Source organism: Streptomyces sp. CA-243310 (genome assembly GCF_050936775.1).
Lineage (GTDB): Bacteria > Actinomycetota > Actinomycetes > Streptomycetales > Streptomycetaceae > Streptomyces.
Genome location: NZ_JBNJMF010000001.1, coordinates 315,798 through 337,240 on the forward strand (window position 1 = coordinate 315,798; position 21,443 = coordinate 337,240).

The window sequence follows — 21,443 nt, forward strand, 5'->3', positions numbered from 1 at the left end:
ACCCCACCCAACGGATCCTACGGCGCGCGCATTCCCCACTTTTCCCCGTGCCGTCCCGAACGTGTCAGGTCCGCGGGTAGGTCCTGGTCAGGAGGGGCGTCCCCGGGGCTGCCGCGGCGGTGTCACCGCATCCGGCGTCGACCAGATAGGCGTCCGCCCTGGCGGGGTCACCGGGGTGCGGTAGGACGACGAGGTACACGTCGGTGCCCCGGTAGGTGCCCCGTTCAGTGGCGATCGGGGTGTCCGGCCGGCCGGTGGCGGCCTGTACGCACGGGGGAACCGGCGTGGTCCGCCGGTCGGAGGGCGCCACCCCGGAAGGCGGAGCGTTCTCCATTCCGTACGTGTTGTTCTTCTCCCCCTGTACGCCCGGGTCTTGCTTCTCCGAGGCGAGCAGTTGCCGGACGCTCTCCTGGAGCCCCTGCGCCGTGTAGGTGCCCTCGGCGGGCCGGCTGGTCGAAGTCGCCGCGTCGCTGCGACCGGCGGTGCTCTGGGGACGTGTGCCGTCGAGCCCGTTGACGAGGAGGATTCCGAGAGCGCAGGCCGCCGCTCCGGCCAGCCCGGCGATGACCGCGATCCGGCGGCGGGCGCGGCGACGGCCGGGGCCGGTTGGGCCGGTCGGGTGACCATCGGGTCGGCGGGGTTCGGATCCGGGGACCCGGGAGGGCGATGTTTCACGTGAAACATCGCCTGCGCTGTCGGGCGCCTGGGCGGGCCGGGGCTCGGCGCGGTGCGCGGTGGACCCGAGCAGGGCTTCGGCGGCGAGAGCGGCGTCGATCCGCCCCGCGACGTCGGACGGCATTCGGGGGGGACCGGGAAGGGTGCCGAGCAGGGCGCGGATTTCCTCGAGGGAGGCACGGACGTCGGCGCACAGGGCACACGTGTCGAGGTGCCGGCCTACTTCGACGGCGCGCGACGGCGAGAGCAGCCCTTCGGTCAGGTCGGAGATCTCCGAGACGTCCGGGTGCCGGATCGTGCCGGTTGTGGGGCTCACGGACGTCCACCTCCGCCCTTCACTGCGTCTGGGTCTGGATGCCTGGGGTCTGCCGCTGGTGGGACGGATGGGCCCGGCGTCCGGTTCCTTCCCCGCTCGGTGACGGTGTTATCCCCGGCATTCGTGCGCAGATGAGTGAGCATCGGGACGAGTTTCGCCCGGCCCCGCGCACAGCGGCTCTTCACGGTGCCGGTCGGCACGTCGAGCAGGCGGGCGGCCTCGGCGACGGGGTATCCCTGCATGTCGACGAGGACCAGCGCGGCCCGCTGATCGGCCGGGAGGGTGCCGAGGGCGGCCAGCAGCTCGCGATGGAGGTCCTGGCGCTCCGCAGGGGCCTCCGCGGACTCGTGGGGCTCCAGGAGTCGCTCCAGCCGCTCCGTGTCGTCGAGCGGCGAGGTCTTGCGGGTGGCCGCCTTGCGGGCACGGTCGAGGCAGGCGTTCACGGTGATCCGGTGCAGCCAGGTCGTGACCGCCGAGTCACCCCGGAACGTGTGGGCGGCCCGGTAGGCGGAGACCAGGGCGTCCTGCACGGCGTCGGCCGCCTCCTCGCGGTCGCCGAGGGTGCGCAGGGCGACGGCCCACAACCGGTCGCGGTGGCGGCGTACGAGTTCACCGAAGGCGTCGGGGTCCCCGTCGACGTGCAGGGCCAGCAGCTCCTGGTCGCTGTGGCCGTCGGCCGTTGCTTCGTGCGTCACACCTCGCTCCCTTCCGGGATGGAGATTAGAGCCTGCGTGGGTCGAGCACGAGGGCCACCGGGTGATCGGGGGAGGCGCGCGGGTCGCGGCCGACATGAGGAAGCCGCGCTGCCGAAAGGGTGGAGGCCCTTTCGGCGCGGCGGCTTCGTCATACGGGGGTGGGGCTCAGGAGGGGCGGCCGAGGACCTTGATCTCGCTGATGCCACCGCGGTACCCGCCCGTTCCGTCGTCCGGCAGCTCCGTGATGTGGATCAGCACGTAGCGGGTTCGAACCGGGGTGTCCAAGGTGGTCTGGAACTTCTTGTTCGCCTTCTCCAGCTTGGTGATCTGCTGGGGGAACGCGGACAGGGAATCGGGTGCGGAAGCTTCCGGCGCCGCGCCGCGCATCTCGGCGCGCTGTCCGGCCACGTAGAAGTCCACGTCGATCTCGGAGACGTTCTGGACGCTTCCGAGGTCGACAACGATGCCGCTGCCGTTCTCTTCGAGGTTCCCGAACTTGGGGTAGTTCTGGTAACGGGGAGTGACCCAGGCGGAGGAGGCGTCACCATCGACGGTGTTGCCGGCAGCCTCGGGCTTCACCCCGGACCCGCCGAAGGCGATCACTCGAGCCCGCGTGATCTTGAGGGGCTTGGCCGGCTCCGTCTTCTTCGGGGTGTCGTCCGTCGAGTCCGTCTGGGTATTGGTCTCGCCGCCGTTGTTGCCGCCCTGGTTGTTGCGGCCCAGGAGGGTGCCGGCGAGCTGCCAGCTGCCCAGACCGAGCGCGACGATCAGCAGGGCGGCGACGCTCCACTTGAGGGCGCGGCCGGTACGGCTCTGCAACGGGGCCGGCGGGGGCGTGACGGCGTGGTTCTGGACGGTCGGCAGGCCCATGGGCGTGGGCCGTCCGTAGCTGCCCTGCTGGTAGGTGGTCTGCTGATACTCGGGCGGCGCCGTGAAGGCGGGCTCCGGAGGCCGGATGCGGGGCATTGCCGCGACCGCCTTGGCCAGCTCCTCAGGGGTGGTGAAGGCGGGCTCCTGGCGGGAGGCCGTGGCCCCGTCGTTGGCGAGAGCCCGCATGGCGAGCTCGCCGAGGCCCCGGTGGACGCCTGCGCGCACCTGATCGGGAGCGATCAGGCCGACGCCCTTGGGCAGGCCCGCGAGGCCGTACGCGTCGCTCTCGTACGGCCAGCGCTGGGTGAGGGCGGCGTACAGGAGCGCGCCGACGGCCTCGGTGTCGGCCTGCTGCGGGGTGTCGCTGGTGATGCCGCGCAGGGCGGCGTTCACGGCGAGCCCGCGGATCCGGTACTGGCCCGAGGAGGTGCGGAGTATCGCGCTGGGCGTCAGCCGCAGATGGGCCAGGCCCTCGCGGTGCGCGGCGGTCATGGCCTGGGAGACCTGGCTGACCAGCTGGTAGGCCTCGTGAGCCTCAAGCGGCCCCAGGGCCAGGAGCGAGGTCAGTTCGGTGGCGTCGGGCAGCCACTCGTGGACGACGTAGACCAGGTCGTTCTCCTCCACGGCGTCGAGGACCTGGACGAACCGGGGGTCACCGAGCAGGGCGGAGGAGCGGGCGGCGGCCAGGACGGCCCGTGCCCGGGGGTGGTCGGCGGGCAGCAGGTGGACGCCCACCGCGCGGCGGAGCTTCTCGTCCATCGCGCGCCAACTGCTGAATCCGTCCAGACGGGTGACGCACTCCTCCAGCCGGTAGCGTCTGGCGAGCTTGTGACCGCTGTGGAGTTCGGGCGCGGCCACTGGGGCCGGGGCCGGGTTGATGCGTTCGCCATCCGTTTCGGGCATGGAACCGTCCGCGGCTCGTCCGTTCTGCGTGTCCACCCCGTCGGCCGTGGCCTTGGCCGCTTGTGCGGCCGACGGCTCGTCGCCGCCGTTGTCGGCCACGTCGACGGCAGCTGTACTACGTTCCGCCACCGTCGTCCCTGCCTCCCCATCCGTTGCGCGCTGTCGGCCAGTCTGCGAAGCCAAGCCAATTGTGCCCACAGTCCGACGCTATGCACGACACGCGATGGGGCCCGACGGTTGTGCGCATCAGCGACCCAAACGTCCGCGGACCATTCCGACCATCGAGTTCAGCTCTTCGACGCGCATCCGCTTCGCGGCGACGAGGAAGACGGCGGCCAGGGCGATGAAGCCGGTGACCAGCGCAGCGAGGGAACCGCCGGCTCCGTTCCCCAGCCACTGGGTGACCCCGTACGCCACGGCGCCCGCCACGACGGCCGCGGGGACGCAGGCTCCGATGAGACGGGTGTAGGTGCGCATCACGTGGGCCCCGTCGAGGTCGCCGCCGAGCCGGGTGCGCAGTCGACGCCAGGCGACGCCGACACCGACCGCGTAGCCGAGGCCGTAGGCGGCGGCCATGCCGACGACGGCCCAGCGCTCGGGGAGGACCAGGAAGGCGATGACGGAGACGCCCGCGTTGACGGCGGCGACGATGACCGTGTTGTAGAAGGGCGTGCGGGTGTCCTCGTAGGCGTAGAAACCGCGCAGGACGACGTACTGCACGGAGTACGGGATCAGGCCCAGGCCGAAGGCCATGAGGATGAAGCCGATGTTCTGGGCGTCGTCCGCGCCGGAGCCGGCGTAGAGCAGCGTGGCCATCGGGACACCGAGCGCGAGGAACGCGAAGGCGCAGGGCACGATCGCGACGGCCGAGGTGCGCAGACCGTAGGAGATGTCGTCGCGGACCGCGGCGGCGTCGCCGTCGTGGGCGGAACGGGAGATGCGCGGCAGAACGGCGGTCATGACCGACACGGTGATGATGGCCTGGGGCATCTGCCACAGCAGCAGCGCGTAGTTGTAGCCGGTGATGCCGGTACCGCCGTGGCCCTGCTTGGCGGCGACCTCGCCCGCCCAGGTGGCGAGCTGGGTGACGACGACGAGACCGATCTGGTTGGCGAGGACGAAGAAGAACGTCCACTTGGCCAGGCCCGCGGCCTTGCCCAGACCGTGGCCCTTCCAGTCGAAGCGCAGGCGCGGCCTGAAGCCGGCGTCGCGCAGGTACGGAATCATCGCGAGGGACTGGACGACGAGGCCGAGCAGGGTGCCCAGCCCCAGCAGGCGTACGCCCTCGGGGGTGATGCCGGATTCGTTCATGCCGGTGGAGGTGAACCCGCCGAACGCCCAGATGAAGGCGCCGAACGTGGCGATGACGACGACGTTGTTGAGGACCGGCGTCCACATCATGGCGCCGAACCGACCGCGGGCGTTGAGGATCTGACCGAGGACCACATGCACGCCCATGAAGAACATGGTGGGCAGGCAGTAGTGGGCGAAGGAGACCGCGACGTTCATCCGGTCCGGGTTGTCGGCGATCGTCGGCGACATCATCGTGATGAACACCGGGGCCGCGAGCACGCAGATGACGGTGACCGCGCCCAGCAGGACCATGACCAGGGTCAGCAGCCGGTTGGCGTACGCCTCCCCGGCGTCCTCGTCGTTCTTCATCGCGCGGACGAGCTGCGGGATGAAGACGGCGTTCAGCGCACCGCCGCCGACGAGGACGTAGATCATCGTCGGCAGCGTGTTGGCGACCTGGTAGGTGTCGTTCAGGGTGACGACGCCGATGGCGCCGCCGATCACGAGGGTGCGCAGGAAGCCTGTGATGCGGGAGACGATCGTGCCGGCGGCCATCAGCGCGCTGGACTTGAGCAGGCCGGAGGCCTTCCCGGCGGGCTTGGTCGGTGCCGGGGTGGCGACGGGCGCCTCCTCGGTGACCGTCCGCGGGGCGGCTTCCTGGTCCCGGTAGAGGTGCGCGAAGGCGTCGGGTGCCGGCTGGTCGTCCGCGGTCTCGGTCACGAGCGAGTCCACACCGACGAACCGGGTGGTCGTGGCGTGGTCCCCGTACGGCATGTGGCGGGACGGACCGTCCGGCTCGGGCGGCGGGGTCTGGGCCCAGACACGCGGATCCGGGCCGTGGGAGGGCGCCTGCGGGGCCGCGTAGAGCGGTCCTGCCTCCTGGTAGGTACCCGGCGGCGGCGGGGGGTGAGAGGCCCGGTCGTACATGACCTCGATGACCGGATCCTGTGCGGACAGGTCCTGCGACCGGTACGGGTCGTAGTCGTAGGCATCCTGGACATACGGGTCGTGATCCGGCGCGGGTGCGGGCGGAGGGACCTGCCCGGGCACCGGGGCACCCGGAGCAGGGCCCTGCGCGGGCGACGGCCCACCAGTGCCCTGCGCGCGGTCACCGTCGTACGGCGCGTTCATCGAAACCCCACCTCATCGTCCCCAGGCCGACCGGCCACGGCATCGCATCAACGGTCCACTGTCTCACCCGCGCCGGACCCGCCGGCGCTTTGCGGTTCGGTGTCCGGGGACTCGTCACTCGGCTGCGTGCTCTCCTCGGCCGCGGTACGGGCCGCGACGCGCTTGCGACTGGCGTACATCTTGATGCCGGCCAGTACGAGGAGAAGCACACCACCTGCGATGACGAGCATCACCGTGGGGGTGACCTCGGTCGCCTCGACGGTGAACTTGCGCTCCTTGCCGTAGGGAACGCCCTGCTTGGTGAAGAGCTGCGCGGTGACCTCCACGGGACCACTCGCGGTCGCGTTGGCGGTGAACTTCAAGGTCTGGCTGTGGTCGGCCTGAACGGTGACCTCCTGCTCGTCGACCCCGCTGTCGTCGAACATCAGGCGGGTGGGATTGGCCGACCGCACCCGCAGGACCAGGTTGTGGACGTCCTGCACCAGGCTGTTCTGGACACTGACCGGGATGGTCGCGCTGTGTCCGGACAGGGTGGCGTCCGACTTGGGGATGACCTTGACCTTCTCGGTCAGGCCGATCAGGTACTCCTGCACCTGGTACCGGTACACGCGGGCCTCTTCGGGGCGACCCCGCCAGGACGTGGACATCTCCCGGTTGGTGGTGTTCCCGAAGGGAATCTCCACGCGTTCCGGCGCCGCCAGGATGACCTTGAAGTGGTCGAGGGTGTTCTGCGTGGTGCGGATCTTCTCGAACGCCGAGACCGGCAGCTCCTGCTTGCTCAGGGACTCCGGGTACTGGCCGGCGCCCGGGACCTGAGTGGCCGCGCCCGGGTCGGGCTTCGCGGCCGCTGCGGCCTCCAGGTCGGAGGGCTGGGCCCAGCGTCCGTTCTGGAGCCCGCGCAGGGCTGCGGCCATCGTTCCCACCTGGCTGACGGACGGCATCCGCTGCGGGGTGACGACGAAGCTGCGCTGCTCGTCGGTGCTCTGCAGGTTGAGGGCCAGGGTGTGGGCGAGGAACCGCTGCACGGCGAGCGTGGAGTTCCCGGCGCTGAGCATGTCGCCCTGGAAGGCGGTGGAGAGCTGGGCGTCGGCGACGACGGCCGTGGTGCCCGCGCCGATGGGGCGGGCGGCCGAGGGCGTGTAACCGAGGGAGCCGTTCTCCTGGAGGCTGTCGCTGCGGGTGAGCACGTTGTGCGCACCGGCCGAGGTGGCGACATTGACGATCGAGGGGTCGATGGCACCGTCCACGGGCCAGGAGAAGTCGGTGGACGGGGTGACGTGCAGGACCGTCTCGACGGCCTGCTTCGCCTTGTCGGTGGCCGGCCTCAGCTGGCCCAGGGTGCCGGACACGTCCTTGCCGTGATGCGCGAGGGAGGCGATGTCGGGGTCGGCGAAGGGCAGCGCGACGACCTTCTTGCCCTGCACCGCGGTCTCGAGATCGCTCAGCCACTTCTCCGCGACGGCCTTGTTCTTGCCCTGGACGGGCTTCCCGGCGGGGTCGGGATTGCGGATCCGGTAGCCCTTGGCCATCGCGTCGACCGTGTAGAGCAGGTCCGGATCGATGACCCAGGTGATGGGCAGGTCCTTGCCGAGCGAGACCATCTGCCCGAGCCGGCCGGCGGGTCCCAGCTCGGCCGCGAGGGAGTCGTCGATGAAGACCGGGGTCTGTGTCTCGTCCGAGCCGGTCTCCGCCGTCACACGGGTGGTGGAGATCAACGGCCACGCGTACGTGAGGTTGGAGCGCTTGGCGGCGGCTTCGGGCTGCCACGGGAGGAAGGTCCGCTGGATGCCGAGGACCTGCTCGTACGGGCGGCCGGTGGTCTCCCCGGACACGGAGACGCCGAGCTGGTACACGCCGTCCTTGCCCAGGTCCAGCTTGTTGACCGGGACCTTGATCGTGAATTCCCGGCTGACCTTGGACGGCAGCGAGTCGATCTTCACGGCGAAGGCGGGGTCGATCTCGGCCGGATCGGTGCCGGGTCGGAAGCCACTGCGGTCCGCGACGTCGTCGATCGCCGAGCGGTCGCCGACGACGGGACCGACCCGCAGACCGACGTGTGCGCCCTTGATCGGTTCGTTGCCGTTGTTCACCACGGTGCCCGAAATGGTCAGCGTGTCGGTTTTGACCGGAGCGCTGGGTGCCACCTCGCTCAGCTGGACGTCCACGGGGGACTCGGCCGCCTGGGCCGGCGGGGCGGGGGCATAGACCAGAGCCGCCAGGACCGGTGTCCCGGCGAGCATGACGACTGCCCGCCGCAGCCAGCGGCGCCGGGCAGGGGCCGGAACCGCCCCCTGGATTTCTGCCGCCTCGGCCACGCGTTTCGCCCGTCCTCGAAGTGTCAGTGGTCGTCGTTTGTGCGTCCACGCATGGTAACGAGGCCCGCTGTGCGCGAGTGCCGCGCCTTGCTCCACATGATCGGCGCCGCCTCCGCGCCGGTGTGGGGCGGGGTGGCCGCAAAAACGCGGCGGCCCGCGGCGGGCGGGCCACGTACCCTTTTCTGTTGTGCCGAACGCCAATGAAGACAGCCCCAATGCCCTGAGTCAGGTGCAGAGCCGCGCGGTCAGTGAACTGCTGCGGGTCGCCCCTGTCGCCGACGAACTCGGTCGCCGATTCCAGGAGGCCGGCTTCCGCCTCGCCCTGGTCGGAGGGTCCGTTCGCGATGCGCTGCTCGGGCGTCTCGGCAACGATCTCGATTTCACCACCGACGCCCGCCCCGAGGACGTCCTGAAGATCATCAGGCCGTGGGCCGACTCGGTCTGGGACGTGGGCATCGCCTTCGGCACCGTGGGAGCGCAGAAACTCGGCTTCCAGATCGAGGTGACCACCTACCGTTCGGAGTCGTACGACCGGACCTCGCGCAAGCCCGAGGTTTCCTACGGCGACTCGATCGAGGAGGATCTGGTCCGCCGGGACTTCACGGTGAACGCCATGGCGGTCGCGCTGCCCGAGAAGGTGTTCGTGGACCCGCACGGCGGCCTGGAGGACCTCCGGGAGGGCGTTCTGCGCACCCCCGGCACTCCGGAGGGCTCTTTCTCGGACGACCCCCTGCGCATGCTGCGTGCGGCCCGGTTCGCGGCGCAGCTCGACTTCGAGGTCGCTCCGGAGGTCGTGGAGGCGATGAAGGAGATGTCCGAGCGGATCGAGATCGTCTCGGCGGAGCGGGTACAGGGCGAGCTGAACAAGCTGCTGCTGTCCGCGCACCCCCGCACGGGCCTGGGTCTGCTCGTGGACACCGGACTGGCGGACCGGGTGCTCCCCGAGCTGCCCGCCCTTCGGCTGGAGAGTGACGAGCACCACCGCCACAAGGACGTCTACGACCACTCGCTGATCGTGCTGGAGCAGGCGATCGACCTGGAGGAGGACGGCCCGGACCTGGTTCTGCGTCTGGCCGCCCTGCTGCACGACATCGGCAAGCCGCGTACTCGCCGGTTCGAGGGCGACGGTCGGGTCTCCTTCCACCACCACGAGGTGGTCGGAGCGAAGATGACCAAGAAGCGGATGACCGCGCTGAAGTACTCGAACGACATGATCAAGGACGTGTCCCGGCTCGTGGAGTTGCACCTTCGCTTCCACGGTTACGGGGACGGGGAGTGGACGGACTCGGCCGTGCGGCGCTACGTACGCGATGCCGGTCCCCTGTTGGAGCGGCTGCACAAGCTGACCCGGTCCGACTGCACCACCCGGAACAAGCGCAAGGCCAACGCGCTCTCCCGCACCTACGACGGTCTGGAGGAGCGCATCGCGCAGCTCCAGGAGCAGGAGCAGCTGGACTCGATCCGGCCCGACCTGGACGGCAACGAGATTCAGCAGGTGCTGGGTGTCGGTCCCGGGCCGGTGATCGGCAAGGCCTACGCGTTCCTGTTGGAGCTGCGGCTGGAGAACGGACCGATGGAGCGTGACGCCGCCGTCACGGCTCTCAAGGAATGGTGGGCCGGTCAGGCCTGAGGCGTCCGGGGCGGTCGATGTTTCACGTGAAACATCGACCGCCCCGACCTGTCGCCCCCTGATGTTTCACGTGAAACATCGCTTGTTTCACGTGAAACGGCGCTCCTGGCGGCGCAGCAGCGCCGCGGTGAGGCCGTAGAGGACGGCCACGCTCAGGATCAGGGTGACGGACTGCCCGTCCGCGGGAAGCATGAGCGAGGCCACGGCGGCCGCGCCGACGAAAGCGACGTTGAAGAGCACGTCGTAGACGGAGAACACCCGACCGCGGAACTCGTCGTCGACTCGGGACTGGATCACGGTGTCGGTGGAGATCTTGGCGCCCTGGGTGGCGAGTCCCAGGACGAAGGCCGCGACGAGCATCGGTCCGACGGCGAAGAACAGGCCGAGTGCCGGGACGAGCAGCGCCGCCGTAGCGGCGCAGACGGTGATCCAGCCCAGGTTGCCCAGACGTTCGACGATCCAGGGCGTGACGAGGGCGGCTGCGAAGAATCCGGCGCCCGAGACCCCGATCGCGATCCCGAGGAGGGCCAGCCCGTCGGACTCGTTCTCCGACCACGAGTAGCGGCAGAGCATGAGCAGCATCACCAGCAGTGCGCCGTAGCAGAAGCGCATCATCGTCATCGCGGTGAGCGCCAGGCGTGCGTCCCGGCGGTCGGCGAGATGACGCAGGCCTTCGACCATGCCCCGCACCGTGAGGGACACCCCCTCGGCGATGGAGGGGTGGATTCGCCCGGGAGGCTGGTCGGGGCCGAGGAGATCGACGGCCAGCCGCAGGGAGACGAGCGCGGCGCAGAGGTAGAACGCGGCGCCGAGAAGCACCACGAGGGCGTTCGACTCGACGGCGAGCAGTCGTACGAGGAAGGCCAGGCCGCCGCCGGCGGTCGCCGCGAGGGTTCCGGCGGTGGGTGAGAGGGCGTTCGCGGTGACCAGTTGGTGGGGGCCGACGACCCGTGGCAAGGAGGCGGCGAGTCCGGCCAGGACGAAGCGGTTGACGGCGGTGACCGACAGCGCCGAGGCGTAGAACAGCCAGTCGGGGACGTGCGCGACGATCAGCACGCCGGTGACGCAGGCGAGGAAGGCCCGCAGCAGGTTGCCGTAGAGGAAGACCTGGCGTCGCCGCCAACGGTCCAGCAGCACGCCGGCGAAGGGGCCGATCACCGAGTAGGGCAGCAGGAGCACAGCCATGGCCGAGGCGATGGCCGCGGGCGAGGTCTGCTTCTCCGGGGAGAACACCACGTAGGTGGCGAGTGCGACCTGGTACACCCCGTCCGCGGCCTGGGAGAAGAGCCGTACGGCGAGCAGGTTGCGGAAATCCCTCAGGCGCAGGAGTACGCGCAGATCACGTACGACGGGCATGAGGGAAAGGGTCACACACACCGAGGGTCCCCGGGCACATTGCCCGGGGACCCTCGGTGGAAGAGCAGCCGAAGACCAGGTGTCCGGAAGGACCTTGGTGCTTCGCTTCGCGTCGCGCGGACGCGGCGAGCGGTTTAGCGCTCGACCTCGCCCTTGATGAACTTCTCGACGTTCGCGTAGGCCTCGTCGTCGAAGTACTGCACCGGCGGGGACTTCATGAAGTAGCTCGAAGCCGACAGGATCGGGCCACCGATGCCCCGGTCCTTGGCGATCTTCGCCGCGCGCAGGGCGTCGATGATGACACCGGCGGAGTTCGGGGAGTCCCACACCTCGAGCTTGTACTCGAGGTTCAGCGGAACATCGCCGAAGGCGCGGCCTTCGAGGCGGACGTAGGCCCACTTGCGGTCGTCGAGCCAGGCGACGTAGTCGGACGGGCCGATGTGGACGTTGTTCTCGCCCAGGTCGCGGTCCGGGATCTGCGAGGTGACGGCCTGCGTCTTCGAGATCTTCTTCGACTCGAGGCGGTCACGCTCGAGCATGTTCTTGAAGTCCATGTTGCCGCCGACGTTGAGCTGCATGGTGCGCTCAAGACGGACACCGCGGTCCTCGAACAGCTTCGCCATCACGCGGTGCGTGATGGTCGCGCCGACCTGCGACTTGATGTCGTCGCCGACGATCGGGACGCCGGCCTCGGTGAACTTGTCCGCCCACTCCTTGGTGCCGGCGATGAAGACCGGAAGGGCGTTGACGAAGGCGACCTTCGCGTCGATGGCGCACTGCGCGTAGAACTTCGCCGCCGCCTCGGAGCCGACGGGCAGGTAGCAGATCAGGACGTCGACCTCGCGGTCCTTGAGGACCTGGACCACGTCGACCGGAGTCTCGGCGGACTCCTCGATCGTCAGGCGGTAGTACTTGCCCAGGCCGTCCAGGGTGTGGCCGCGCTGCACGGTCACGCCCGCGTTCGGGACGTCGCAGATCTTGATGGTGTTGTTCTCGCTGGCGCCGATGGCGTCCGAGAGGTCGAGGCCGACCTTCTTCGCGTCGACGTCGAACGCGGCGACGAACTCGATGTCACGCACGTGGTAGTCGCCGAACTGGACGTGCATCAGACCGGGGACCTTGGCCGCCGGGTCGGCGTCCTTGTAGTACTCGACGCCCTGCACCAGCGAGGCGGCGCAGTTGCCTACGCCGACGATGGCTACGCGAACCGAACCCATTCCGGTTGCTCCCTGTTTGTTCTCGGACGAGGCCTGCGAGATGCAGGCCTCACTTTGCAGTTTCGTCGGACGGACCGGGTCGTCTCTGATCCCGTCCCGCCCGCTCGCTCTCGATGAGCTCGTTCAGCCAGCGCACTTCGCGCTCCACGGATTCCATGCCGTGGCGCTGCAGCTCAAGCGTGTAGTCGTCGAGCCGCTCCCGCGTACGGACGAGCGAGGCGCGCATCTTCTCCAGACGCTCTTCCAGCCGGCTGCGGCGACCCTCCAGCACCCGCATGCGCACTTCTCGTTCGGTTTGACCGAAGAAGGCGAAACGGGCGGCGAAGGACTCGTCCTCCCAGGTGTCCGGGCCGGTGTGGGAGAGGAGCTCTTCGAAGTGCTCCTTACCTGCTGCCGTCAACCGGTAGACGATCTTGGCGCGGCGCCCTGCGAGTGAAGCGGCGAGAGCGTCTTCCGGGGCGTTGCCCGGCTCTTCGATCAACCAGCCGTTGGCGACGAGCGTCTTGAGGCAGGGGTACAGGGTTCCGTAGCTGAACGCCCTGAACACCCCCAGCGAGGTGTTGAGCCGCTTGCGGAGCTCGTAGCCGTGCATGGGGGATTCGCGAAGCAGGCCGAGGACGGCGAATTCGAGGATGCCTGAGCGCCTGCTCATCCGCCTGCCCCTCCTCTGCCCCTGAGTATATGTCGAGCTGATGTATCGACTCGATACATCCAGACGATAGAACGGGCGGCCTCCGGCGACAAGGGGTGACGTGGTGACCGGCGTCACATCACTAATTCGACGTACGCAAGTTGCCTGATTTGGGGTGAACTTCGGCACTGATTGGGTTTTGACCGTGCGTAGTCTGTGCGGCATGACACCGGGGGGAACCGGAATGCACCGCCGCTGCCAGGCCACTCGCCTGCCCGAGGAGTAGTCGTTCGATGAGCGAGCATCGCCGTAAACCGCCGCAGCAAGCCCAGGGCGGCGGCCGCGCCGCGTCCCGCCGGCCCGCGCCGCAGCGCTCTGGCCGCGGCGCCGGGGCGGGGCATGACGCCCGCGCGGCGTCTCCCAGTGCTTCGTACGGAGAGCAGTCCCCCTCCAGCGGTCGGGTCGAGGCCCGAAGAGCCGCCCAGAGAGGTTCGGCCGGTCGGGGTCGAGACGGGGCCCCGTCGGGCAGATCCGGAACCGGAGCGAGCCGCCCGAACCGCCGGCTCGTCAACTACCCCCGCTCCGACAGGGACGGGTGGAAACGGTTTGTCCCGTCCTGGAAGCTCGTCAGCGGCACCACGCTGGGTTTCTTCGCGGTGATCATCGCGGGCGCCGGCATCGGTATCGCCATGGTGAGCACGCCCGACGCCAACAAGGCCGCCCAGGCGCAGAACAACGTCTTCTACTGGGCCGACGGCAGTCAGATGGTCGCGACCGGTGGTTCCATGAACCGCCAGATCGTGCAGATCGACGAGATCCCGCTCTCGATGCGCAACGCGGTCATCGCCGCGGAGAACGAGTCCTTCGAGACGGACAAGGGCGTCGACCCGATGGGCATCGCCCGTGCCGTGGTGAACATGGCCAAGGGCGGTTCCACCCAGGGTGGCTCGACGATCACCCAGCAGTACGTGAAGAACAACTTCCTGGACTCCGAGCAGACGCTCAAGCGCAAGGTGACCGAGCTCTTCATCTCGATAAGGCTCGGCCTCACCGCGCCGAAGGACGAGGTGCTCGCCGGCTACCTCAACACCGCCTACTACGGCCGCGACGCCTACGGCATCCAGGCCGCCTCACGCGCCTACTTCGGCAAGGACTGCAAGAACCTGACCCCCTCGGAGAGCGCCTTCCTGGCTTCCGTGCTCAAGGGGCCGAACCTGTACAACCCCGACGGCGGCCTCGGCACGGCGGCCACCCCCGAGCTCAACGAACAGCGCGCCCGCCAGCGCTGGGCCTGGGTGCTCGACCGCGAGGTCCTGGTGGGTCGGATGGACCAGGCCGAGCGCGCCAAGTACGCGGAGTTCCCCGCACGCGTCGAGTCGGAGCAGGCGCGCGGACTGTCGGGCCAGACCGGCTACCTGGTCGAGACGGCCAAGCAGTACATGATGAGGAAACTGCACATCAGCGCGGACAAGATGGCGCTGGGCGGCTACCAGATCCGCACCACCTTCGACAAGGCGAAGGTCGAGGCCCTCTCCAAGTCCGTCGACGCGACCCGCAAGGACTTCCTCGACGAGAAGCGCCGGCCGAACACCGACACCCACGTCCAGTTCGGCGCCGCGTCGGTGGACCCGAAGTCCGGGGCGATCGTGGCCCTGTACGGCGGGCCCGGCATGGACAAGAAGCACTTCACCAACAACGCCGACACCCAGGGCGTCCCGGTCGGCTCGACCTGGAAGCCCTACGTGCTGGCGGCCGCGATGGAGTACGGCACCCAGAACTCCGACGGTGAGGGGATCTCGGTCGACAGCAAGTACAAGGCCGACGACCTCACCGTGATCAACAACCGTGCGGGCAAGCCCCTGCGCGGCAAGAACGGCGAGCCGTTCAAGCAGAAGAACGAGAGCACCACGCCCTACGGGTACGTGACCCTCAACAAGGCGATGGAAAGCTCCATCAACGTCCCGTTCGCCCAGCTCGTCTTCGACGTCGGCCACGACAAGGTCCGCGAGGTGGCCAAGTCCACCGGCATCCTCGAAGACTCGATGGACCCGAACGACAACGCCTCGTTCGCGCTGGGAACCTCGACCCCGAGCGCCATCCGGATGGCAGACTCGTACGCCACCTTCGCCGCCTCGGGCACGCATCACGAGCCTTTCTCCGTGACCAGCGTGAAGAAGGACGGGGTGGAGCTTCCCGGCTTCGAGGCCCCCAAGCCGCAGCGGGCCATGGACAACGCCATCGCGGACAACATCACCAAGGTTCTGGAGAACGTCGTCCAGAACGGCACCGCGATCAAGGCCAAGAAGCTGGAGCGGCCCGCCGCGGGCAAGACCGGTACCACCGACAAGAACAAGTCGGCCTGGTTCGTCGGCTACACCCCGGAGCTGTCCACGGCCGTCACCCTGTTCCGCAGCGACCCCAACGCCAAGGGGCAGTCGCTGCAGTCCATGAACGGTGTCGGAGGCATCGACTCCATCCACGGTGGTGACATCCCGACCGTGATCTGGACCGAGTACATGCGCGAGGCCCTCAAGGGGGTCCCGGTCAAGGAGTTCCCGGAGCCGGACGAGATCGGCGTGATCGCCCACGCCTCCGGCGCGCCGACTCCCACGCCTCCGGCGCCCTCGCCGTCGATCTCCCCCTCGCCCTCGCCGTCGCCGTCGACCTCCCCGCCCAAGGTGTCGCCGTCCCCCTCCAAGACCGACGACAAGCCGAGGTGCAGGCCCTGGCAGGTGTGTGAGACGGACCCCGACGGCGGTACCACCAGCGGCAACGACGCAGGTGGCCTGATCGGCGGTGGCAACGGCGGCAACGGCGGGAACGGAGCCAACGGCGGCGGCAACGGCGGCGCCGCGGGAGCCGGCGGAGCAACCGACGGCGGAGCAGGCGGAGACCCGTCACCGTCCACCACGGGCAGACCTGGCCGCGCGGGAGGCGGCAGCTGGGGCACCACCGCCGGTGTCGGCGGCTGACCGGTCCGCCATCACCACCTGACGAGGGCCGTCGCACACCGTGCGGCGGCCCTCGTCCGTGCCCGGCCCCGTACGGCAGGATGAGCGCATGACGAAGGTGCACGAGGACCGGCCCGTACTGCCCACCCAGCAGGACGAGGTCGCCGCGGCCGGCAGCGAGCTCATCGGCGGCCCGCTGGGCCGCCATGCCCGGCTGGGCGGCCACTGGCTGACCCCGGTGCGGGTGGTGGTCCTCGTGGCCCTCGGGATGTTCGCGTTGGGCATGGCGCAGAAACTGCCCTGCTACGACTGGGCGTGGTTCCGGGGGGCGGGTTCGCAATACACGCACGCCTGCTACTCCGACATCCCCCACCTGTACGTCGTACGCGGCTTCGCCGACGGTCTCGTCCCCTACTGGGACCGACTCACCGGCGACATGGAGTACCTTGAGTACCCGGTGCTGACCGGGCTCTTCATGCAGGTGGCCTCCTGGCTGACGCCCGGCAGCGGCTCCATGCAGCACCGCGAACAGATGTACTGGATGGTCAACGCGGGCATGCTGATGGTCTGCGCCGCGATCATCGCCGTGTGTGTCGCCCGCACCCACCGCCGCCGGCCGTGGGACGCGCTGCTGTTGGCCCTGGCGCCCGCCTTCGCCCTCACGGCGACGATCAACTGGGATCTGCTCGCCCTCGCCCTGACCGCCGTCGCGATGCTCCTGTGGTCCCGCGGGCGGACGGTGCTCTTCGGTGTCTTCATCGGTCTGGCCACCGCGGCCAAGCTCTACCCGGTGCTGCTGCTCGGGGTGCTCTTCGTGCTCTGCCTGCGTGCCGGGAAATGGCGCGCGTTCGCCGGTGCCTTCCTCGGTACGGTCGGTGCCTGGCTCGTGGTGAACCTGCCCGTCATGATCTTCGCCTGGGACGGGTGGACGAAGTTCTACACGTTCAGCCAGGAACGGCCCATCGACTTCGGCTCGGTCTGGCTGCTGATCTCCCAGCGCTCCGGGAACCCCCTGGAGGACGCGAACACCTACGCCACGGGCCTGACCCTGCTGCTCTGCGGAGGGATCGCGCTCCTCACCCTGACGGCCCCCCGACGCCCCCGGTTCGCCCAACTGGCGTTCCTCGTCGTCGCCGCCTTCATCCTGGCCAACAAGGTCTACTCGCCGCAGTACGTGCTGTGGCTCGTCCCGCTCGCCGCCCTGGCCCGGCCGCGCTGGCGCGACTTCCTCATCTGGCAGGCCGGCGAGGTCGTCTACTTCCTCGGGATCTGGTTCTACCTCGCCTACACCTCCAGCGGGGACAAGCACCAGGGCCTGCCCGTGGAGGGCTACCAGGTGGCCATCGCGGCCCACCTGCTGGCGACCCTGTACCTCTGCGCCGTGGTCGTACGGGACATCCTGCTGCCCGAGCGGGACGTCGTGCGCCGCGACGGATCGGACGACCCCTCCGGGGGCGTCCTGGACCGGGCCGAGGACGTGTTCGTGCTGTCGGACGGGGCGAGGGCGCCGCACAAGGCGACGCCCTCGGAGGGACAGCGGGTCGACTGGGGTCAGGACCCCGGTCACTGACCGGAACGGATCAGGCGTCCAACACCCGGTCGAACTGCGTGGTGGTGTGCCGCAGGTGCGCCACCAGCTCGTCGCCCACCTTCGGCTCGGTCGCGTCCGAGGGCACGAACAGGATCGACACCTGCATGTGCGGGGGCTCGGCGAACCAGCGCTGCTTGCCCGCCCACACGAACGGGGACAGGTTGCGGTTCACGGTGGCCAGGCCCGCCCGGGCGACGCCCTTGGCACGCGGCATCACCCCGTGCAAGGCCTTGGGGGCCTCCAGGCCCACTCCGTGTGACGTACCGCCGGCGACGACGACCAACCAGCCGTCGGACGCGGCCTTCTGCTGCCGGTAGCCGAACCGTTCCCCCTTGGAGACCCGGGTGACGTCGAGGACCGCGCCGCGGTACTCGGTCGCCTCGTGGTCGCCCAGCCACAGCCGGGTGCCGATGCGGGCCCGGAAGCGGGTCTGCGGGAACTGCTGCTGGAGCCGCGTCAGCTCCTCGGCCTTCAGGTGGCTGACGAACATGGTGTGCAGCGGCAGCCGGGCCGCGCGCAGCCGGTCCATCCAGCCGATGACCTCCTCGACGGCGTCCGAGCCGTCGGGGCGGTCCAGCGGCAGGTGGAGGGCGAAGCCCTCCAGACGGACGTCCTCGATGGCGGAGTGGAGCTGCCCCAGATCCTGTTCCGAGACACCGTGGCGGCGCATCGAACTCATGCACTCGATGACCACGCGGGCGCCGACCAGACCGCGGACCCCGTCCACGGAGGACACCGAGCGGATCACCCGGTCCGGCAGCGGCACCGGGTCCTCGCCGCGCCGGAACGGGGTGAGGACGAGCAGGTCACCGCCGAACCAGTCCTTGATGTTCGCGGCCTCGTAGGTCGTCCCGACGGCGAGGATGTCGGCGCCCATCCGGGTCGCCTCCTCGCACAGCCGCTCGTGGCCGAAGCCGTAGCCGTTGCCCTTGCAGACCGGGATCAACCCGGGGAACCGGTCCGCGACCTGCTTCTGGTGCGCACGCCAGCGCGCGGTGTCGACGTAGAGCGTGAGCGCCATGCCCGTCCGGAGCCTCTCTGGAAAGCCGCTTGGTACAGCGGTGCTGTGTATGTGGGTGGGGCGAAAGTGCGGGTCAGCGGCGGGACATGTAGATGTCGAGCGCCTTGTGCAGCACCTTGTTGAGCGGGAAGTCCCACTCGCCGACGTACTCGACGGCCTCGCCGCCCGTGCCGACCTTGAACTGGATCAGGCCGAACAGGTGGTCGTTCTCGTCCAGCGTGTCACTGATGCCGCGCAGGTCATAGACGCTCGCGCCGAGCGCGTACGAATCGCGGAGCATGCGCCACTGCATGGCGTTCGAGGGCCTTACCTCGCGCTTGTGGTTGGCCGACGCCCCGTACGAGTACCAGACGTGCTGGCCGACGGTGATCATCGTGGCCGCGGCCAGGGGCTCGCCCTCGTGCGTGGCGATGTACAGCCGCATCCGGTTGGGGTCCTCGGAGTTGAGGGCCGTCCACTGACGTTGGAAGTAGCTGAGCGGACGCGGGCGGAACTTGTCGCGCTCGGCCGTGATCTCGTAGAGGTGCTGCCAGGTCGGCAGGTCGTCGTAGCCGCCCTGGACCACCTCGACGCCGGCCTTCTCGGCCTTCTTGATGTTGCGGCGCCACAGCTGGTTGAAGCCCTTGAGGACGTCGTCCAGCGAGCGGTTGGCCAGCGGTACCTGGAAGACGTAGCGGGGTTGGACGTCGCCGAAGCCGGCGCCGCCGTCCTCGGCCTGCTGCCAGCCCATGCGGCGCAGCTTGTCGGACACCTCGAAGGCGCGGGGCTCGATCACCGAGGCCTCCACGTCGCGCAGGCGCTTGACGTCCGGGTCCTGGATGCCCGCCTTGATGGCCGTCGAGTTCCAGCGCCGGATGACGACGGGCGGACCCATCTTCACGGTGAAGGCGCCCTGCTGCTTGAGGTGGCTCAGCATCGGCTGGAGCCACTCCTCCAGGTTCGGGGCGTACCAGTTGATGACCGGGCCCTCGGGGAGGTAGGCGAGGTAGCGCTTCACCTTGGGCAGTTGGCGGTACAACACGAGTGCGGCACCGACGAGTTCGCCGGATCCGTCGAACCAACCGAGGTTCTCGGAGCGCCACTCGTTCTTCACGTCGGCCCACGCCGGGACCTGGCAGTGGCTAGCGGAGGGCAGGCTCTGGAGGAAACCCAGATGCTGCTCTCGGCTGATGGTCCTCAGGGACAGGCTCATGCGGGGTGCTCCTCCGGCGGCTTCGCTGGCTATGGCGCGAAGCCTACTGCGACGGGGGCACCACCCTTCTGGGGGACGGGCCGGGCACCGGCCGCCGGCGGCCGGTGCCCTTGTCGCGGGAGGTACCCCGATCAGCTCAGCCAGCCGCCGAAGAGACCGCCGTGCGCCATGCCGAGGTAGAAGCCGATGGCCGATGCGCCAAGCCCGATGATCAGCGCGAAGCGCTCGCGTGTCGTCACCGAGATGAACTGTCCGTAGGCGCCGGTGAGGATCCCGATCAGCCCTGTCCACGAGCTGAGCAGGTGCAGATTGTCGAAGAAGCCCGTGACGAACGCCACGGCGCCGAGGATCAGGGTGGCCGCCAGCAGGGTGTCCTGCAGCGGATGGGGCTTGCCATCGGTCGCGAAGAGCGAGATGGCCGACCGCGTTGCCTGTGCCATCGGAAAGGCACCTCCTGGCTGAAGCAGAGCGGTGCTGCGGGGCCTCCTCCGACGGAGCCGGAGGCATAGCACCGAGCACACCCGATGCATACAGAGTGTGGCCCTCTCCCGCCGGATTTCAACCGGAAGGAGTCGAGCAGGTAGTCTGTACGGTCTGCGCGGTGTCTGCTCTGTGGATGCCGTGCGTACGCATCACGACCCTCCTGCCACGGAACGACCGTGGCCGCTGAGTCCAAAGGAGGTGGGTTCCACATGCGTCACTACGAAGTGATGGTCATCCTCGACCCCGATCTCGAGGAGCGCGCTGTCTCCCCGTTGATCGAGAACTTCCTCTCCGTCGTCCGTGAGGGCAACGGAAAGGTCGAGAAGGTCGACACCTGGGGCCGTCGTCGTCTCGCTTACGAGATCAAGAAGAAGCCCGAGGGCATCTACTCGGTCATCGACCTTCAGGCCGAGCCTGCGGTCGTCAAGGAGCTTGACCGACAGATGAACCTGAACGAGTCGGTTCTCCGGACCAAGGTCCTTCGCCCCGAGACCCACTGAACTTCGGTTCAGCGGTAATCGGGACCGAGTAGCACAGCAGCCCAGCAGCAATCCCCGCCGAGAGGTTCATCCATGGCAGGCGAGACCGTCATCACGGTCGTCGGCAATCTCGTCGACGACCCCGAGCTGCGCTTCACCCCCTCGGGTGCGGCGGTCGCGAAGTTCCGTGTCGCGTCCACTCCCCGCATCTTCGACAAGCAGACCAATGAGTGGAAGGACGGCGAAGGCCTGTTCCTGACCTGCTCGGTCTGGCGTCAGGCGGCGGAAAACGTCGCCGAGTCCCTTCAGCGGGGCATGCGCGTCATCGTGCAGGGCCGGCTGAAGCAGCGGTCGTACGAGGACCGTGAGGGTGTCAAGCGCACGGTCTACGAGCTGGACGTCGAGGAAGTCGGCCCCAGCCTGAAGAGCGCCACGGCCAAGGTCAACAAGACCACCGGTCGCGGTGGCCAGGGTGGATACGGCGGCGGTGGTCAGCAGCAGGGTGGCGGCGGTGGCAACTGGGGCGGAGCCCCCAGTGGCGGCGCGCCGCAGGGCGGCGGAGCTCCCTCCGACGACCCGTGGGCGTCCAGCGCGCCGGCCGGTGGCCAGGCGCAGCAGGGCGGCGGCGGGGGCGGTTGGGGCGGAAGCTCCGGCGGCTCCGGCGGTGGCTACTCGGACGAGCCGCCCTTCTAGG

The 21,443-nt window shown here is 69.2% G+C and carries 16 protein-coding genes; 5 read left to right on the plus strand and 11 right to left on the minus strand.

All coding sequences use genetic code 11. The features are described from left to right. Positions 1-64: 64 nt before the first annotated feature. From ACQEVM_RS01525 to ACQEVM_RS01545, 5 genes are all read right to left on the minus strand, one after another. Positions 65-991 (minus strand): anti-sigma factor family protein, encoded by a 927-nt coding sequence (locus ACQEVM_RS01525; protein WP_433073776.1) that lies wholly within the window; start codon positions 989-991, stop codon positions 65-67. Then, the gene (gene sigM, locus ACQEVM_RS01530) at positions 988-1,686 is read right to left on the minus strand and encodes an RNA polymerase sigma factor SigM (RefSeq protein WP_433073779.1); all 699 of its coding nucleotides are present in this window, start codon (positions 1,684-1,686) and stop codon (positions 988-990) included. The genes ACQEVM_RS01525 and sigM overlap by 4 nt, the downstream gene beginning before the upstream one ends. A 165-nt stretch (positions 1,687-1,851) precedes the next feature. Beyond that, the gene (locus ACQEVM_RS01535) at positions 1,852-3,588 is read right to left on the minus strand and encodes a protein kinase family protein (RefSeq protein WP_433073782.1); all 1,737 of its coding nucleotides are present in this window, start codon (positions 3,586-3,588) and stop codon (positions 1,852-1,854) included. Between the two features lie 117 nt (positions 3,589-3,705). Then, on the minus strand, positions 3,706-5,883 hold the full coding sequence (gene murJ, locus ACQEVM_RS01540) for a murein biosynthesis integral membrane protein MurJ (protein ID WP_433073785.1): 2,178 nt from the start codon (positions 5,881-5,883) through the stop codon (positions 3,706-3,708). Positions 5,884-5,930: 47 nt separating this feature from the next. Then, positions 5,931-8,198, minus strand: a complete 2,268-nt coding sequence (locus ACQEVM_RS01545; protein WP_433073787.1) for a DUF6049 family protein — start codon at positions 8,196-8,198, stop codon at positions 5,931-5,933. Between the two features lie 187 nt (positions 8,199-8,385). Between ACQEVM_RS01545 and ACQEVM_RS01550 the strand changes: the two genes are divergently transcribed. Further along, positions 8,386-9,828 carry a CCA tRNA nucleotidyltransferase gene (locus tag ACQEVM_RS01550; protein ID WP_433073790.1) on the plus strand — a complete coding sequence of 481 codons (1,443 nt, stop codon included), beginning with the start codon at positions 8,386-8,388 and terminating at the stop codon, positions 9,826-9,828. Positions 9,829-9,915: 87 nt separating this feature from the next. On the opposite strand, the gene ACQEVM_RS01555 is transcribed toward ACQEVM_RS01550, so the two are convergent. The 3 genes from ACQEVM_RS01555 to ACQEVM_RS01565 form a co-directional block, all read right to left on the minus strand. After that, positions 9,916-11,184: an MFS transporter gene (locus ACQEVM_RS01555; RefSeq protein WP_433073793.1), complete on the minus strand. Its 1,269-nt coding sequence runs from the start codon at positions 11,182-11,184 to the stop codon at positions 9,916-9,918. Between the two features lie 134 nt (positions 11,185-11,318). Further along, complete coding sequence (locus tag ACQEVM_RS01560) at positions 11,319-12,401, minus strand: inositol-3-phosphate synthase (RefSeq protein ID WP_433073796.1); 1,083 nt, start codon at positions 12,399-12,401, stop codon at positions 11,319-11,321. Positions 12,402-12,450: 49 nt separating this feature from the next. Beyond that, positions 12,451-13,053: a PadR family transcriptional regulator gene (locus tag ACQEVM_RS01565; RefSeq protein ID WP_053683962.1), complete on the minus strand. Its 603-nt coding sequence runs from the start codon at positions 13,051-13,053 to the stop codon at positions 12,451-12,453. 272 nt (positions 13,054-13,325) lie between these two features. Between ACQEVM_RS01565 and ACQEVM_RS01570 the strand changes: the two genes are divergently transcribed. Both ACQEVM_RS01570 and ACQEVM_RS01575 read left to right on the plus strand, forming a co-directional pair. After that, positions 13,326-16,004, plus strand: coding sequence for a transglycosylase domain-containing protein (locus tag ACQEVM_RS01570; protein WP_433073800.1), 2,679 nt, complete (start codon positions 13,326-13,328; stop codon positions 16,002-16,004). An 88-nt stretch (positions 16,005-16,092) separates the two neighbouring features. Further along, complete coding sequence (locus ACQEVM_RS01575; protein WP_433073803.1) at positions 16,093-17,553, plus strand: glycosyltransferase family 87 protein; 1,461 nt, start codon at positions 16,093-16,095, stop codon at positions 17,551-17,553. 10 nt (positions 17,554-17,563) lie between these two features. Here the strand turns inward: ACQEVM_RS01575 and ACQEVM_RS01580 are convergent, their stop codons facing one another. From ACQEVM_RS01580 to ACQEVM_RS01590, 3 genes are all read right to left on the minus strand, one after another. Continuing rightward, positions 17,564-18,595 carry an alanine racemase gene (locus tag ACQEVM_RS01580; protein WP_053683968.1) on the minus strand — a complete coding sequence of 344 codons (1,032 nt, stop codon included), beginning with the start codon at positions 18,593-18,595 and terminating at the stop codon, positions 17,564-17,566. A gap of 73 nt (positions 18,596-18,668) precedes the next feature. Then, positions 18,669-19,787 carry a lipid II:glycine glycyltransferase FemX gene (locus tag ACQEVM_RS01585; RefSeq protein WP_433073806.1) on the minus strand — a complete coding sequence of 373 codons (1,119 nt, stop codon included), beginning with the start codon at positions 19,785-19,787 and terminating at the stop codon, positions 18,669-18,671. Positions 19,788-19,918: 131 nt separating this feature from the next. Next, positions 19,919-20,227 (minus strand): hypothetical protein, encoded by a 309-nt coding sequence (locus ACQEVM_RS01590; protein ID WP_433073809.1) that lies wholly within the window; start codon positions 20,225-20,227, stop codon positions 19,919-19,921. Positions 20,228-20,479: 252 nt separating this feature from the next. On the opposite strand from ACQEVM_RS01590, the gene rpsF reads away from it, so the two are divergent. Together rpsF and ACQEVM_RS01600 are read left to right on the plus strand one after the other, a co-directional pair. Beyond that, a complete protein-coding gene (gene rpsF, locus ACQEVM_RS01595; protein WP_004950685.1) occupies positions 20,480-20,770 on the plus strand; it encodes a 30S ribosomal protein S6 in 291 nt (96 codons plus the stop codon). A 72-nt stretch (positions 20,771-20,842) separates the two neighbouring features. After that, the gene (locus ACQEVM_RS01600) at positions 20,843-21,442 is read left to right on the plus strand and encodes a single-stranded DNA-binding protein (protein WP_433073812.1); all 600 of its coding nucleotides are present in this window, start codon (positions 20,843-20,845) and stop codon (positions 21,440-21,442) included. The last annotated feature ends 1 nt before the right edge of the window (position 21,443 follow it).